Raw genomic sequence first — 15,373 nt, forward strand, 5'->3', positions numbered from 1 at the left:
GTCATGAAACCTCCTTGTGCTCATCCGCCGTGGACTCGGGCGCTTCACTGCCCAGATACGCTTCACGCACCTCGGGGTTGGCCGACACGCTGGCGTAATCGCCCTCCGCCAGCACCCGCCCGCGCGCCAGCACGCTGATGCGATCGCACAGACGGCTGACCACGCTCAGATTGTGCTCGACCATCAGCACCGTACGGCCCCGCGCCGCGACACGAATCAGCTCGACCACACGGTCCACATCCTCGGCGCCCATGCCCTGGGTCGGCTCGTCCAACAGCATCAGCGTGGGCTCAAGCGCCAGCGTGGTCGCCAGCTCCAGCGCTCGCTTGCGACCGTAAGGCAGACTGGCGGTCACGCGGTGGGCGTCATCGCGCAGCCCTACCTGCTCCAGCAGGTGCAGCGCCTGCTCGTTCAGGCTGTCGAGGCTGCGTTCCGGCTTCCAGAAATGAAACGAGGTGCCCTGGGGGCGTTGCAACGCGACCCGCACGTTCTCGAGCACCGTCATCTGGGAAAACACCGCCGATATCTGGAAGGAGCGCACCAACCCCAGGCGCGCGATCTCATGCGACTTCATGCGGGTGATGGATTTGCCGCGGTAGAGAATCTCGCCGCGAGTGGCCGGCAGAAAACGTGTCAGTAGATTGAAGACTGTCGTCTTGCCGGCGCCATTGGGGCCGATCAGGGCATGGATATGCCCTTCCTGCACCTGGAGATTGACGTCATCGACGGCCGTGAAGCCTCGAAAGTCCTTGCTCAAGCCACGCGTCTCGAGAATCGGGGCTGTCGCGGATGCGCCCCCGCTGGCACGCGGCCCCTGAATGGGCGGTGATGGCATGTCAGTACTCCGTCCTGACCGGCAAGCCGGTGGTCTGTGTCTTCCAAGAGACATGGGGGCTGTTCGTCAGCGCTGATGCCCGCAACGTCCGCCCACAACATCGCGGCTCGTCATCGACACGCAGTATCAACAGGAGGCGCTGTCCACAGGCCCTGGTCACAGGCCCTGGTCACAGGCCCTGTTCTCAGGCGCAATCAACAGACAGCACTGACAGGCCCTCGATACGCTCCATCGTTGCGACCGGCACAACTGACGTTAACGTAAACTAGAATAGCAAGAGGCGCGCTGCCAGCGGCAAGCGCGCTCACTCGACCAATAGCCGATATATCAGCGACTTCTTTACAAGGCAGCCATCCCGAGACATCTCAAGGCCGGCAGATACCCCACCAGCCCGAGCCGAACAGTCGGGATGAGCGCAATTCCCGCCATAAAAAAGACGCCTGTCCGTCGCGGAATACCGCGCCGAAGAGGCGTCAACGAGGGTTGCCGAGATCATGACCTCTGGCCGGAGTTCATGTACCTGACAAAAGACAACGGGTTTGGCCGGAGGCGGCAGGCCTCCGGCGGAAAGTCATATCAGCTCATATTGGAGTGGCGACCGGTCGAATCAGCATTCGATGGCGTTGACCGCGAGACCGCCCTTGGAGGTCTCCTTGTACTTTTCCTGCATGTCACGGCCGGTGTCGCGCATGGTGCGGATCGCCTTGTCCAGCGAGACGAAGTGATCGCCATCGCCACACATCGCCATCTGGGCGGCATTGATCGCCTTGACCGAGGCAATCGCATTGCGCTCGATGCAGGGAATCTGCACCAGGCCGCCGATCGGGTCACAGGTCAGCCCCAGATTGTGCTCGAGACCGATTTCCGCCGCGTTCTCGACCTGCTCCGGCGTCGCGCCCATCAGCTCGGCAAGCCCGGCGGCTGCCATGGCGCAGGCGGATCCCACCTCGCCCTGACAGCCGACTTCCGCGCCGGAGATGGAGGCGTTCTTCTTGCACAGAATGCCCACCGAGGCTGCCGTGAGCAGGAAATCGACCACGTCCTCCTCACGAGCATCATCCTGGAATTTCATGTAATAGCTGAGCACCGCCGGAATGATGCCGGCCGCGCCATTGGTCGGCGCCGTCACCATGCGACCACCGGCCGCGTTCTCCTCATTGACTGCCAGCGCGAACAGGTTGACCCAGTCCATCGCCGAGAAGGTCGAGGTGATGATCGACTTGCTGGATTCCACATCCAGCAGACGCGCATGCAGACGCTTGGCACGGCGCTTGACGTTGAGACCGCCGGGCAGCACGCCTTCGTGCGTCAGGCCGTTGTCGATGCACTCGTTCATCACTTCCCAGATGCGCCATAGCCCACGACGCACCTGAGTCTCGCTGCGCAGCGCACATTCGTTGGCCATCATCAGCTCGCTGATGCGCATCTTGTGCATGCGGCACAGCGCCAGCAGTTCATTGGCGGTGTTGAATTCATACGGCAGACGCAGGCTTTCATCTTCCAGCAGCGGGTCACGTGCGGCCTCGACTTCGTCGACCACGAAACCACCGCCCACCGAGTAATAGACATTGCGATAAAGCTCTTCGCGATGGCCGTAGGCGATCAGACGCATGGCATTGGGGTGATACGGCAGCGGCGCATCGTGCCACTGCATGTCACGTACCCACACGAAGGGCACCGCGATGCGGTTGTCGAGCAGCAGCGTCTGGGACTCCAGCAGCTCTTCGATGCAGGGGTCGATGATCGCAGGGTCGATCGTTTCCGGCAGCTCGCCCATCAGGCCGAGGATGGTCGCCTTGTCGGTGCCGTGGCCTACGCCGGTGGCAGACAGCGAACCATGCAATTGCACCTCGATGCGCGCCACGCGCTCCAGCTGATCACGTGAGCGCAGGGTCTCGACGAACTGCGCGGCAGCACGCATCGGGCCGACGGTGTGCGAGCTGGAGGGGCCGACACCGACCTTGAAGAGATCAAATACACTGATGGACATGACAACACCTCATCTCGGAAACTCGCCGCGCCTGAGCGCCTGCCAGTGGATGAGGCAATGATGATGGATAGGGACGGGACGCGACAAACCATAAAAATTGGCCGTGGGTTTAGCCTGACTAAACCCTATGCATCAAAAACGGCGTAAACTATGCTCTTCGCGCCACCTTGTGCCCTGATGCCTTTAGCTACCACCGCCATCTGCATCTGGCCATTGCGGCTTCTCCCTCACTATCTGGCTCCAGCGCTTGCATGAGACCCGCCCATGACGTCTTCCCTCGACAACACGCCTGGTACTGGCCCCACCGCGCCGCCGACGGTGACCGGCACACCCGCCACCACACCGAGCCTGCGCCACCTGAATGGTCAGACCCATGCCTGGCTGCAGGTATTCGCCTGCGCCGCGCGTCACGGCTCCTTCACGCGTGCGGCAGAAGAACTGCACGTCACCACCGGCGCGGTGAGCCAGCAGATCAAGCAGCTGGAAGAGCGGCTGGGCTTCAAGCTGTTTCTGCGTCGTTCACGTGGACTCGAGCTGACAGGGGAAGGCGCGCGGCTGGCGCGCGTGGTGGAGCAGTCCTATAGCGCGGTGGGACTGGAGGTCAAACGGCTGCGCAGCGGCTTGATGAGCGGTGTACTCAGATTGCGTTCGGTGCCGTCATTTCTCTCCAAATGGCTGGCGCCCCGGCTGCCTCGCCTGCAGGCGCGCTTTCCGGATATCGAGCTGCACGTGCGCGCCGAGGACAGTGACTCGCCGCTGCGCGAGGGCGACTTCGAGCTGGCGGTCGACCTCAACGACGGTCACTACCCGGGCATGCAGGTCACCGAACTGATGGAAGAGGAGATCTTCCCCGTCTGCCATCCCGGCCTGATGCGCGGACGCCCACCGCTGCGCAGCGCAGAGGACCTCGCCTGGTATCCGCTGCTGCATGACATCACCGCCTGGCGCGGCAGTCACGATCACGCCGAGTGGGAATTCTATCTGGCCAGCATCGGTGCGCCCGAGATCAACGTTCAGCGTGGCTATACCTTCAACCGCAACCACCTGTCGATGGAGGCTGCCATCGCCGGCATGGGGGTCGCGATGGCAAGGCGCACCCTGATCACCGACGAGCTGTCGCGCGGCACGCTGATCGCGCCCTTCGCGCAGCGAGTGCTGACCGGCAAGCGCTACGTCATCGTCCATCCCCACGGCACCCTGGATGACGGCCGAATCCAGGCCGTGCATGACTGGATCGTCGAGGAAGCCGAGCGTGATAGGTTACGTCAGAGCTGACAAACATTTCCGCTCGGCGCAACATCGATGCTGAAATGGAATCTCACAGTTTTCTTATCAGAATATTAACTGAGCACCTTTGCATCGTTATAATGAGCAGGCAAACGACACCCTCACCCTGACAGGCAGTCCATGGACTGTCCGGAGAGTCCCTTGTCTCGCCTGACTTCGCATACCCAGCACCATAACGCTGTCCCGCTCCCCATCAGCGCCGAACAACCGCTGTATGGGCGCAAGCCCACTTCGCTCTTCATGCAAGCCTGCCTGCGCCTGGCCATCTATGCGCCACTGGTAGCCGCGATGATGTCGCTGGTCATGCATGATGCCCACCACTTCGGTGATGTCGGCTTCAGCGAAGCCAGCTGGACAGAACACATGCAGAGCACTCTGCTGGCGTTGAGCGCAGCCACCATGTGGATGGTGCATTCGCGCCTGCCGGACCTGCGCACCATCAGCCTGCTGCTGTTCGGCTTGTTCGCGGCGTCCCTGATCCGGGAACAGGACGCCCTGCTCGACGGCATGATCGGCGATGGCAGCTGGCAGTTCCTGGTCAGTGTGGTCGCTATCCCGGTCATCATCGGCGTATGGCGCAACCGCAGCCGCTTCATTGCCGAGTTCGAGCACTTCGGGCGCAGCTTCGCGTTCGGCCTGTTCGGCGCCGGCTTCCTGGCGACCTACGTCTTCTCACGCCTCTATGGTCGCTCGGAATTCTGGAAAACCCTGATGGGGGACTCCTACCTGCGTTCGGTCAAGAATGCCGCCGAGGAAGTCACGGAACTGTTCGGCTACACCTTGATGGCCATCGCCGTGATCGAGATCGTGCTGCTGGCGATCCGCATGGGCCGCCAGCGCCGCGCCCTGCTGCGTGAGCTCAACGCCAACGACTGAGCCCGCCAGCAAAACCCTCTTGCCGAGCTGCGCGCATGACCTGTCGCATGGCCGTCACTTCGCCCTGCCCCATGAAATAACGCGAAGTGACGTGACAAGACATGAAGTACAGCGTGAAGCGAAAGAGACAGACCCGTGACTCCCAAAAGCCGCTGCTCACCTGAGCCGCGGCTTTTTTTCGTCTTTACCATCAACAGCCTCCGCTCTCGACAGGTCCCGCTGGGCAGCCGTCTCTCGATAGCCATTGCGCGAGGCGGTGACGGAAACGGCTGGACATCAAATGAGAATGATTATATTTTACTAAGCAGTGGATACAATTCAACTATCGCCACTGCCACAGGAAAGCACCGACAGGATCTTGACCGTGTCATGCCCTCATTCTCAAGGAGCCTCACATGCGCTGGTTCAGTAGCTACCGCTTGCACGGTCATAGTCTTGCCCCCAGTCTCCCGCAGCACAGCCTCATCATCAGCATGCGCTGGCCCAGCCGCTGGCGATTGACGCCCGGTGCCACCGTCGTGGTGGAACATCCCAGGCTCGGCCAGCTGGTCAAGCGCCTGCATCGCATCGACGACAACGGCCGCCTGTGGCTACGTGGCGAGCACCCCGACGGCTTGAGCAGCGAGCAGATGGGGCCGGTCTCCCGTCAGTGCATCAAGGGCCGTGTCGTCTTCAGCGTGGCGGCAACGCCCTCGTCTCACCAGTTGCGCCACGGCGCCTGATAGCCCCCAAGGCACATCACGCAGCTCTGGAACGACACAGTTCGAAGGTGACAACATCCATAAAGACAAGCCTGAAGGCGGCACAGCCCATAGAGAAAGACCCGTAACGTAAAGCCCGCAAACGACAACGCCCGCCTCCCATTCGCATGGGGGCGGGCGTTGTCTTGTCAGCGGGGCCAGCTGTCGAGGCGCGGCCTCGAGCGCTTCAGATCACTCTTCCATGAAGGAACGCAGTGACTCGGAGCGTGACGGGTGACGCAGCTTGCGCAGCGCCTTCGCTTCGATCTGACGGATACGCTCACGGGTGACATCGAACTGCTTGCCGACTTCCTCGAGGGTATGGTCGGTGTTCATGTCGATACCGAAGCGCATGCGCAGCACCTTGGCTTCACGTGCGGTCAGGCCGGACAGGATACCGCGGGTCGCTTCGATCAGACCTTCGCCTGTGGCGGAGTCGATCGGCGAGACCATGGTGCCATCCTCGATGAAGTCACCCAGGTGCGAATCATCATCGTCACCGATCGGCGTCTCCATGGAGATGGGCTCCTTGGCGATCTTGAGCACGCGACGCACCTTGTCTTCCGGCATCTCGAGACGCTCGCCCAACTCTTCCGGCGTCGGCTCGCGACCCATTTCCTGCAGCATCTGACGCGAGACACGGTTCAGCTTGTTGATGGTCTCGATCATGTGCACCGGAATACGGATGGTGCGTGCCTGGTCCGCGATGGAGCGAGTGATCGCCTGACGGATCCACCAGGTGGCGTAGGTCGAGAACTTGTAACCACGACGGTACTCGAACTTGTCCACGGCCTTCATCAGACCGATGTTGCCTTCCTGGATGAGATCCAGGAACTGCAGGCCACGGTTGGTGTACTTCTTGGCGATGGAGATGACCAGACGCAGGTTGGCCTCGACCATTTCCTTCTTGGCACGACGCGCCTTGGCTTCACCGATCGACAGGCGACGGTTCACTTCCTTCAGCTCGCTGACCGGCAGCTGGACCATGTCCTGCTCGAAGGCGATCTTGCGCTGGGCACGCAGCACGTCGGCACGGAACGGCTCGAGCTTGTCGGCGTACTTCTTACTACCACCGATGAAGCTGTCGAACCAGTCCATGTCGGACTCGTGGCCCGGGAAGGCCTTGATGAAGCTCTTGCGAGGCACCTTGCCGCGCTTGACGAATATCTGCAGGATGACCTTTTCCTGCTCGCGCACCTGTTCGACGGACACGCGGACCTGGCCGACCAGACGCTCGAAGTGCTTGGGCACCAGCTTGATCGGCGAGAACAGCTCGGCAAGACGGTCCTGCTCGGCTTTCGCCTCGGCAGAGCCGGAACCGTACTTCTCGATGGCGGCCTTGGTCGCCTCGTTCTGTTCACGGATCTGCTCGAAGCGGACGCGGGCCAGCTCGGGATCCGGGCCGCCTTCAGAGGCGGAATCGTCGTCTTCGTCTTCGTCGCCTTCGGACTCTTCACCCTCGGGAATCTCTTCGACTTCCTCGACTTCGACTTCGGCGACACCCGGCACGCCTTCGTCAGGGTCGATGAAACCGGAGAAGAGATCGGACAGACGTCCGCCGTCCTCGCCCAGAGTGCCGTCGTAGGCTTCCAGGATGGAGTCGACTGCCCCCGGCAAGAATGCCAGCGACGACATCACCTCACGCGTGCCCTCCTCGATCCGCTTGGCGATCTTGATTTCGCCTTCACGGGTCAGGAGTTCCACGGTGCCCATCTCACGCATGTACATGCGGACGGGGTCGGTGGTGCGTCCCACATCGCTTTCCACCGCGGCGAGGGCGGCAACGGCCTCTTCGGCGGCAGACTCGTCAGTGGAGGAATCAGACATCATCAAGGTATCGGCATCGGGCGCTTCTTCCGCGACCTTGATGCCCATATCGTTGATCATGCTGATGATGTCTTCCACCTGTTCGGGATCAGCGATATCCTCGGGCAGGTGATCGTTGACCTCGGCATAGGTCAGGTAACCCTGTTCCTTGCCGCGCGCGATCAACTCCTTGAGACGCGACTGCTGCTGCGCATTACCAGCCATAGAACCCCTATCTCGACGAAGAAGAATGAAGCACCTGGACGCGACGCGGCTCAGCGAGTGAGCATGGCGCCGGTATAGGGACGAAGAGAGCATCAAGCGCACCAGTATAGCGTGCCATCGGGAGATGCTGCCAGCGGCGTATTTGCCGGACCATCCAGGTGTGTTAGCGTTATCGGTTACGTTGCGGCAGTCCGCATCGGGAGCTACCTCATTAAATAGTGGGCATGAGTGCGTCTTTCAAGGCCATGGGGCGTATTTTCCTGCGCCATCACCTCAGCACTCACGGCATTTCCACCATTGTCGGCCTTCCTGGCACCAAGACTGCGTCAGCGCCGTGTTGCCAGCTCCATCAGCAGGGCCATCAGCCGCTGCTTCTCTTCTGCCGACAACTTCTCGCCACGCTTTTCCTTGGCCAGCAGGGCCTGATATTCCGCTTCCGGCGTGGTGCGCGCCTGCTGATGCTGGCAATGCTCCACCAGCCCCTTCAGCTCTTCGCTGCGCACGTCACGCGGAATCAGCAATTCGCGGGCTGCCAGCTGCTCAAGTCTCGGCCCCTGCGCGGTACCGAGGAAGTGCGCCAACAGCACCTGAGGCGAACGATATTGCCCTGCCTTCAGGAGACGCACCACATCGTTCAACAGCTGTGCATCCTCGCTGTCGGCCGGCTCGCCCGCCCCCTCTATCCACTCATTGGAGTCAGGCAGCTCGGCGACCAGCTGCGGCTCGTGCACCAGAAGATGCAAGAGGCGCGTCAGCATGCTGACCGAGGTGCGCTTCTGAGACCTGGCCGGCGTCGCGCGCGAAGCTTGAGCACCCTGGCCCGCAGACATCTCGTTGTGCGACTGCCAGTCATCCGACAGCCAGCCATCGGGCTCGCTGTCGCCGAAGCCGGCATCTGCCATCGCCTCCAGCGACGACCACTCGTCCTGCGCGTCACCCAGCGTCGCGCCGTCCTGAGGACCGGCAGCAGGCGCTGAGCGCGGCGCCGAGCGTGTCGCGCCGGGCTGACGTTGTTGCTGTTGCAAATGCTGCGGTTGCTGACGTAGTTGCTGATGCTGTCGGAGACGTGCCTGCTGGGCTTCACGCGCCGCGGCGCGCTCCACCAGCATGGCATTCAGCCGCTCACGCTCCAGACCACTGCGTCGTTCCAGCTCCTTGAGCAGCAGCGAGCGCAGCACCCCTTCGGGCACGCGCGAGATCCACTCCAGCGCCTGGGTCACGAACCGCTCGAGCTGCTCCATACGCTTGAGGTCACGCCCTTCCGCGGCCTGCTCGAACAGGAACTCGGAGAGCCCGGAGGCGCAGGTGACACGCTTCTCGAACGCCTCCTGCCCCTCGCTGCGCACCAGGGAGTCCGGGTCCTCGCCTTCCGGCAGGAACAGGAAGCGCGCCTGACGGCCATCGATCATGACCTCGAGCACGGTTTCCAGCGCGCGCCGCGCCGCCTGCCGACCTGCCTTGTCGCCGTCGAAGCAGAACACCACCTCATCGACCAGGCGATAGAGGCGCTTGAGGTGCTCCTCACTGGTCGCGGTGCCCAGGGTCGCGCAGGCATTGCGAATGCCGTACTGCGCCAGCGCCACCACGTCCATGTAGCCTTCGACGATCAGCATGCGTTCCAGCTTGCGATTCGCCTCACGGGCTTCAAACAGCCCGTAGAGCTCGCGCCCCTTATGGAAGACGGGAGTCTCGGGAGAATTCAGGTATTTGGGCTTGGCATCGCCCATCACGCGACCGCCGAAGGCGATGGTGCGGCCTTTCCAGTCACGGATCGGGAACATCACGCGATCACGGAAGCGGTCATAGCGGCGGCCGCTTTCCTCGTGATGGATCAGCAGACCGTATTCAATCTGCACATCCTCGCTGACACCCAGCTTGCTCAGGTGATGCTTGAGGTGCTCCCAGCCTTCCGGCGCGAAGCCGATGCCGAAGTCACGCATGACCTCGCGCGACAGTCCACGCCCTTCCAGATACTCACGTGCCGGCTGCGCGGCCGGCTCCGTCAGGCGCTGACGATAGAAGTCCGCGGCCGCCTCGAGCAGATTGACGCCCTCTTCGCGGGCCTGCTCGCGACGCTGACGCTCACGGCGCTCGTGCGGACTCTGGTTGCCGCCTTCGCGCGGCACTTCAAGTGCCAGCCGCGAGGCCAGCTGCTCCACGGCCTCGGGGAACGGCAAGCGATCGAACTCCATGAGGAACTTGAGCGCACTGCCGCTCGCCCCGCACCCGAAGCAGTGATAGAACTGCTTGTCCGGGATGACATTGAACGAGGGAGAGTTTTCCTGATGGAACGGGCAGAGGCCGACATAGCTCTTGCCGGCCTTCTTCAGCTGGACGCGCTCACCCACCACCTCGACCACGTCGGTGCGGGCCAGCAGATCGTCAATGAAGCCTTGAGGGATGAGACCAGCCATGATTCGCCAGAAGTCGTGGAAAAACGGACTGACCGCAAGATAGTGTCGGCTCAGCTGAGTGAGCGGCTACCTTCGGGTCAGGCCATTCCTCGAGTTAGCGACATGCGCCAGGCAACGGCACACGGTTCGAGAACAAACGGACAACTAGAGACAAAAACAAGCGGCCACCGTGAGGCAGCCGCTTGGTGTCCTTCCAGAGAGCAGAATATCACTCCCCAAAAGTACGGATCAGTAGAGACGCTCGAAACGCTTGCGCTCACGCTGAACCTTCTTGGCGTGGCGCTTTACAGCGGCCGCCTGCTGACGCTTGCGAACAGCTGTCGGCTTCTCGTAGTGCTCACGACGACGCACTTCGGAAAGAACACCGGCTTTTTCGCAGGAGCGCTTGAAACGGCGCAGGGCGACGTCGAACGGCTCGTTGTCACGTACTTTAACTGAAGGCATTAAACACTCACCTACCTTGAGATCATGAGTTCGGTTTGAACGCACATCCGGTGCAGCCACTCCTCAGGAGCCACCAGCCAGTGACGGTAAACCGCCACCTGCAGGTCGATCCAGCATCAATCAGTCGCCTGCGACACCACCGGTGAGGGTAGCCGTCGCTGGCTGGAATCATGATTCGGGGAGCTTTTGCGGGGTGGTCGGATGCACGACCCAGTCTTGCAGAGTGCCATATTCTAGACACCCGCCCCCGGCTTTGCAAACGCGGAAACCGGAAATCCTCTCTCCCTCTACGCCAGCTGGCGCGACACCCGTGCTCACAGCCAGTAGAATGTCGCGCATTCACGGCACACACGCCTCTCGGGCTCGCTCAGGCAGCCTCGCTGGCCGTGCCGCCCTCTACTTCTGATACTTCCTGAGAGTCAGCCATGCGTGTGCTCGGCATCGAGACTTCCTGCGACGAGACCGGCGTCGCCATCTACGACACGGACCAGGGCCTGCTTGCAGATGCCCTCTACAGCCAGATCGCCATGCACGCCGAGTTCGGCGGCGTGGTGCCGGAACTGGCGTCGCGTGATCACACTCGCAAGCTGCTGCCGCTGATCCAGCAGGTGATAGATGAGGCGCAGCTGCAGGCCGCTGACATCGATGCCATCACCTATACCGCAGGCCCCGGCCTGGTCGGCGCGCTGATGGTCGGCGCATCCACCGCACATGGGCTCGCCAAGGCATGGAAAGTGCCGGTGCTCGGCGTCCACCACATGGAAGGCCACCTGCTGGCGCCGATGCTGGAAGACGATGCGCCCGAATTCCCCTTCGTGGCGCTGCTGGTCTCCGGCGGACACACCCAGCTGGTCGCGGTGCACGGACTGGGCGAATACGAGCTGCTCGGCGAGTCCGTGGATGACGCGGCTGGCGAAGCCTTCGACAAGGCCGCCAAGATGCTGGAACTGCCCTACCCCGGCGGCCCGCAGGTCGCGAAGCTGGCCGAACAGGGCGACCCCACACGCTATCGCTTCCCACGCCCGATGACGGACCGCCCGGGCCTCGACTTCAGCTTCTCCGGCCTCAAGACCCACACCATGGTCACGCTCAAGAAGGCCAAGGCCGCGGATGACCTGGATGAGCAGCACTGCGCCGATATCGCGCGCGCCTTCGAGGAAGCCGTGGTCGACACCCTGGTCATCAAGTGTCGTCGCGCACTGGACCAGACCGGCCTCAAGCGTCTGGTCGTCGCCGGCGGCGTGAGTGCCAACACCCGCCTGCGCGAACGCCTGAGCCATGAGCTAACCAAGCGCAACGCCCGCGCCTACTACCCGCGCGGCCGCTTCTGCACCGACAACGGCGCGATGATCGCCTACGTGGGCGCGCAGCGCCTGAATGCCGGCGAGCAGGACACCGGCCCGATGAAGGCCGTGCCGCGCTGGCCGCTGGACAGTCTGACGGCCCCGAGCACAGCGCAGGACTGAGGCTCAGCCCTGCCAGGCGCCAGTGCCCTGCCAGACGCCAGTGCCCTGCGAGACAACAACGCCCTGCCGATGAGAATCGGCAGGGCGTTGTTGTTGAGGGGCCAGTCATGTTCATCGCCGGACACCGGCAACGTGGTGCCTGATGGTGTCAGACCGTGGCATCAGCGCGAGAGATCATGCGGCAACGCCAGCTGAAGTCCACCGGCCACAACGGCTGCTGTTCGGCGCGCCCGGCGGCCACGAAGGCCTTCCACAGCGAAGCGTAATCCTCGCCGGTGACGGGGTGGCGCTCTTCGCCGAACGACTCGGCCAGCGGCAGCAGCACGAAGGCATTGCGATCGACCTCATCGCGCGGCAGCATCACGCCATCGACCTCCCCGGTCAGGGTACCGACGGTCAGCAGGTCCAGATCCAGGGTGCGCGGACTGAACTTGGCGCTGTTCTTGAGGCGACCGTTGGCCAACTCGAGCTGCTTGCACCAGGCCTGCAATTCGCCGACGCTCCAGTCGCTCTCGAAACCCGCGACCAGATTGAGGAAGTTGCGCCCGTCGACGAAGCCCACCGGTTCGCTCTCGTAGACGGAGGACAGCGTCAAATTGCCGAAGGTCGCTTGCAGCGCATCCAGGCAGACCCGCACATGATGCTCACGCTCGATATTGCTACCGATGGAGATCAGTACCAGACTCATGCCGGCGCATCCGAGGCGGCATCGAGGCTACCGCGCACGATACGCACGCCAACGGCGGCGGCTTCCGGCACGGCGCCCGGCTTGCGCACCGTCATGGTCAGCCAGGGGATGCCGAATTCTTCACGCAGCAGGGCCGCCAGGCGTTCGGCGAAGGTTTCCACCAGCTCGAAGCGGCTATCTTCGGCGAAGGTCTGGATTCGCGCGCTGATGGCGGCATAGTCCAGGGTGTGCGTCAGGTCATCGTCGGCAGCTGCGGCACGAATATCCGTGGCCATTTCCAGATCCATCACCAGACGCTGGCGAATGGTACGCTCCCAGTCATAGACACCAATCACGGTTTCCACGACCAGAGCCTCGATCAGCACACGATCCACGGCGTTACCTCTATGCTTGTCGAATGAACGAATAAAAACGACGCCCAAGGCCCCGCCATCATGCGACTGATTCTACTGCACCCGGCCCCTGCTTGGCCAAGCCGCCTGCCCCTCTCTCCCTGCCTGTGTGCGACACCTAGGACACTCAGCGAGTCGGTATCATGTTGACGGGCCTGATCGAGTGGGGCGCGCAACTGTCCACCTGGCAACAGTTGAGCCTGCTGATCGCCGTGGCCTATGCCAGCGGCTCGGTGCTGGGCGCGGTGTGGATCTGTCAGCGACTGGGGCTGCCCGACCCACGCCTGGCGGGCTCCTTCAATCCGGGCTTCTCCAATGTGCTGCGGCTGCATGGCGCACTGCCCGCCGCCCTGGTGCTGGTATTCGATGCCGCCAAGGGCATGCCGGCACTCTGGCTGGGGCTGGCGCTCTCGCTGCCGCCCTGGGCTCTGGGATTGATCGGGCTGGCCGTGCTGATCGGCCACAGCCTGCCGCTGTGGCACCGTGGCCATCGCGGTGGCAAGGCAGTGGCCGCCGCCTTTGGCGTGCTGCTGATGCTGGCGCCAGGCGTCGCCTTGAGCTGCGCCGCATTATGGGTCGGGTTGGCATGGCGACTGCGCACGGCAGCCATCGCCTCACTGGTGGCCGGACTGGCGGCACCCCTGTTCAGCCTGTGGCTGGCGCCGCAGATGAGCGGCGTGATTCTGGTCTTCGCCAGCCTGATCGTGATTCGTCATGCACTGAATCTGCGCCGTCTGAGCGATGGCAGCGAGCCGCGCCTGTAAGCATGCTTTGCTCACACGCAGCGCACTGCTCATGAAAAACACGCTCTGCTCAAACGCACACTCCGCCTCACAAAAGCCCCCTTCCTGCGGTCAGGACGCAAAAGCCCCGGCGCAGGGCCGGGGCTTTCGGGGTCATATGCTCAGGTCAGGTGCACAGATCAGGTGCTCAGCAGCAGGCAGGTGATCAGTGACTGTTTCCGCAGCCGCAATGAGGCGCGTGCACTTCCGGCATGGCCCGCCATTCGCTCAGCGCCTGCTCGATGGCCTGCTGGCGCTGCTCACTGAGCGCACGCCCGATCTCCGCCCCTTTCAGACCCTGTTCGACCAGAGATTGCGGCGACACCGCCGTCGCGGCTTGCCAGACGGCATTGCCCAACCGTGCCAACCCCTTGTCCTCGACGGCCAGCAGGGCCACCAGCACCGACTGGCGCTCACCACGCCGCCAGGCATCGACACCATCCAGCCAGGCCTTGAGATCGGCTGCGCTCACGCCACCTTCCCGCCGCGAGGCCTCGTTCAATTCCCGGCACAGACGTGCCTGCTGGGCGGCGTCACGCACGGCGCTGGGCAGGCGCAGGTCCTGCGCCAGGGCATCGATCTCGTCGCGTGACAGGTGCTCCACCAGGCGCGCCATGCGCCAGCAGACCATCTCCGCCTCATCGACCAGCTGACGCGGCAGGCGATCCAGACGCGCCAGCGCCGCTGTGAGCTGGTCGGCATCGCGGGTCAGTGGCGGCATCAGCACCGCCAGCGCTCCCAGCTCATCAAGCAGCTGGAAATAGGCCTCGGGACTGGCCTCGCCCAACGCCTTCTCGGTCTCCTTCCAGACCCGCTCGGCCACCAGATGCGAGACCTCGCCGCTCTCGACCATGGCCACCATCATCTCCCGCGTCTCATCCGCGACCGTGAAGCCGAGCCCCTGATAGCGCGCCAGAAAGCGTGCCACGCGCAATACGCGCAGCGGGTCTTCGCTGAAGGCACTCGAGACATGACGCAACATACGCGCCTCGAGATCCGCCAGGCCACCATAGGGATCTATCACCTCGCCCTGACCCGGCGTGCTGTCGAGCGGTTCGGCCATGGCATTGATGGTCAGGTCGCGACGAATGAGGTCGTCCTCCAGCGTCACATCGGGGCTGGCATGCACGCTGAAGCCGACATACCCGTGGCCGGACTTGCGCTCGGTACGCGCCAGCGCGTATTCCTCCTGGGTCTGCGGATGCAGGAAGACCGGGAAGTCCCGCCCGACCGGCCGAAACCCCCGCGCCTGCATATCTTCCACCGTCGCGCCCACCACCACGAAGTCGCACTCGTACCACGGCCAACCCAGGCGCGCATCACGCACCGCGCCGCCCACGCGATAGACCTCAAGCCCGCTCAACAGGCGGTCACGCGAATCGGTCAGTGAAGAAGGCGTCGTCTGAGTCATGCGAATGTCCTTGCCCT

Annotated in this window: 13 protein-coding genes; 5 read left to right on the plus strand and 8 right to left on the minus strand. The window is 63.1% G+C overall.

Going from position 1 to position 15,373, the window contains the following annotated elements:
• Position 1: 1 nt before the first annotated feature.
• Together AC5WNI_RS14705 and AC5WNI_RS14710 are read right to left on the minus strand one after the other, a co-directional pair.
• Positions 2-835, minus strand: coding sequence for an ABC transporter ATP-binding protein (locus tag AC5WNI_RS14705; protein ID WP_052384708.1), 834 nt, complete (start codon positions 833-835; stop codon positions 2-4).
• A 607-nt stretch (positions 836-1,442) separates the two neighbouring features.
• Positions 1,443-2,825: an L-serine ammonia-lyase gene (locus AC5WNI_RS14710; protein ID WP_175089589.1), complete on the minus strand. Its 1,383-nt coding sequence runs from the start codon at positions 2,823-2,825 to the stop codon at positions 1,443-1,445.
• A 264-nt stretch (positions 2,826-3,089) separates the two neighbouring features.
• Between AC5WNI_RS14710 and AC5WNI_RS14715 the strand changes: the two genes are divergently transcribed.
• From AC5WNI_RS14715 to AC5WNI_RS14725, 3 genes are all read left to right on the plus strand, one after another.
• Positions 3,090-4,100 (plus strand): LysR substrate-binding domain-containing protein, encoded by a 1,011-nt coding sequence (locus AC5WNI_RS14715; protein WP_175089590.1) that lies wholly within the window; start codon positions 3,090-3,092, stop codon positions 4,098-4,100.
• A gap of 153 nt (positions 4,101-4,253) precedes the next feature.
• Positions 4,254-4,988 carry a hypothetical protein gene (locus AC5WNI_RS14720; protein ID WP_175089591.1) on the plus strand — a complete coding sequence of 245 codons (735 nt, stop codon included), beginning with the start codon at positions 4,254-4,256 and terminating at the stop codon, positions 4,986-4,988.
• 395 nt (positions 4,989-5,383) lie between these two features.
• Complete coding sequence (locus AC5WNI_RS14725) at positions 5,384-5,710, plus strand: S24/S26 family peptidase (RefSeq protein WP_054557224.1); 327 nt, start codon at positions 5,384-5,386, stop codon at positions 5,708-5,710.
• 210 nt (positions 5,711-5,920) lie between these two features.
• On the opposite strand, the gene rpoD is transcribed toward AC5WNI_RS14725, so the two are convergent.
• From rpoD to rpsU, 3 genes are all read right to left on the minus strand, one after another.
• Complete coding sequence (gene rpoD, locus AC5WNI_RS14730) at positions 5,921-7,759, minus strand: RNA polymerase sigma factor RpoD (RefSeq protein ID WP_043334650.1); 1,839 nt, start codon at positions 7,757-7,759, stop codon at positions 5,921-5,923.
• A 326-nt stretch (positions 7,760-8,085) separates the two neighbouring features.
• The gene (dnaG, locus tag AC5WNI_RS14735) at positions 8,086-10,173 is read right to left on the minus strand and encodes a DNA primase (protein WP_175089592.1); all 2,088 of its coding nucleotides are present in this window, start codon (positions 10,171-10,173) and stop codon (positions 8,086-8,088) included.
• 228 nt (positions 10,174-10,401) lie between these two features.
• Entirely contained in the window at positions 10,402-10,617 is a 216-nt protein-coding gene (rpsU, locus tag AC5WNI_RS14740; protein WP_024951433.1) for a 30S ribosomal protein S21, read from the minus strand.
• Positions 10,618-11,042: 425 nt separating this feature from the next.
• Here rpsU and tsaD point away from each other — a divergent pair, with 425 nt between their 5' ends.
• Positions 11,043-12,083 (plus strand): tRNA (adenosine(37)-N6)-threonylcarbamoyltransferase complex transferase subunit TsaD, encoded by a 1,041-nt coding sequence (tsaD, locus tag AC5WNI_RS14745; protein WP_175089593.1) that lies wholly within the window; start codon positions 11,043-11,045, stop codon positions 12,081-12,083.
• 148 nt (positions 12,084-12,231) lie between these two features.
• Here tsaD and folK read toward each other — a convergent pair whose 3' ends face one another.
• A complete protein-coding gene (gene folK / locus AC5WNI_RS14750; RefSeq protein WP_175089594.1) occupies positions 12,232-12,771 on the minus strand; it encodes a 2-amino-4-hydroxy-6-hydroxymethyldihydropteridine diphosphokinase in 540 nt (179 codons plus the stop codon).
• Positions 12,768-13,145, minus strand: a complete 378-nt coding sequence (folB, locus tag AC5WNI_RS14755; protein ID WP_175089595.1) for a dihydroneopterin aldolase — start codon at positions 13,143-13,145, stop codon at positions 12,768-12,770. Before folB ends, folK begins: the two co-directional genes overlap by 4 nt.
• A 161-nt stretch (positions 13,146-13,306) precedes the next feature.
• Between folB and AC5WNI_RS14760 the strand changes: the two genes are divergently transcribed.
• Positions 13,307-13,927 (plus strand): glycerol-3-phosphate acyltransferase, encoded by a 621-nt coding sequence (locus AC5WNI_RS14760; RefSeq protein ID WP_175089596.1) that lies wholly within the window; start codon positions 13,307-13,309, stop codon positions 13,925-13,927.
• Positions 13,928-14,111: 184 nt separating this feature from the next.
• Here AC5WNI_RS14760 and AC5WNI_RS14765 read toward each other — a convergent pair whose 3' ends face one another.
• Positions 14,112-15,356 (minus strand): tRNA nucleotidyltransferase/poly(A) polymerase-related protein, encoded by a 1,245-nt coding sequence (locus AC5WNI_RS14765; RefSeq protein WP_175089597.1) that lies wholly within the window; start codon positions 15,354-15,356, stop codon positions 14,112-14,114.
• Positions 15,357-15,373: the final 17 nt, after the last annotated feature.

It is taken from the genome of Cobetia sp. PDI-12MA (genome assembly GCF_059507695.1).